This is a genomic window from Pseudomonas sp. MF08817 (assembly GCF_059862705.1).
Genome location: NZ_JCBCUY010000105.1, coordinates 1 through 812 on the forward strand (window position 1 = coordinate 1; position 812 = coordinate 812).

Genomic DNA, 812 nt, shown 5'->3' on the forward strand with positions numbered 1-812 from the left:
TGAGTCAGCTGCCGGTAATGCGTAGTCATCTGCGCTTGAATCCTTCGGTGTGAGAGCCTGGATTCTACCGGTGGCTGACTCTCTGCCTATCGTTTCAAACGTTGCACTTATTCTATGAATTCAGGCCACAATTAGATACAGGGCAGTGGCAATAACTGGCTGCATGACCTGGTGCGCCCACAGTGTTTGGTGGTGTGAGTGCATGGGTTCAACAGCTATTAAGAAGGGTAGGCACGCTAGAACAATTAGGGTGTTCTGGTGTTTAAGATCTTGAGGCCATACTCGCCTTAGGGTCACTGCGAAGATTAGCGCAGTGACCAGAGCAAGACACCAATTCCAGATTTTGAGTGCAGACAGATCCGAGACTGTCATAAATTTTGCGATAGGATTTACGAATGCTGAAGCAATGATAAATGCTCCAGGCGGGAATGACGTGTAAACGGATTGTCCGCCTAATGTTTCAGATGAAACAATCGGAAGATTGGGCTGATCTGCAAGGTCGCTCACCGTGTTTGGTTTTTCTTGGTCATTGCACTCCATCCCTGGTGCACTTAGTGAGAACCAATGTTCGCTGATTGGAAAGGCTCTATATCGACACAGTATGCCTGCCGAGTGAAGAACCACTTCATCATTCCACCATCTTTGACTCCAGTGCGGTTTTGATGGGCTACCACCAGCGAAAGAGTGCCTGAATTCAACACATAAGTGCAACGCTCACCCCTGCATAAACTTCGTACGGCGTCTTCCAGCCCAGGCGTTTTCGCGGGCGTAAATTGATCTTCGTTACCACGCGACTGACCGCCTCGACGGTC

Annotated in this window: 1 pseudogene; it reads right to left on the reverse strand. The window is 49.3% G+C overall.

What is annotated here, in order from left to right:
- Window positions 1-694: 694 nt before the first annotated feature.
- Window positions 695-812 (reverse strand): annotated as a pseudogene (locus tag AC19YR_RS24790) (IS30 family transposase); the annotation flags it as partial.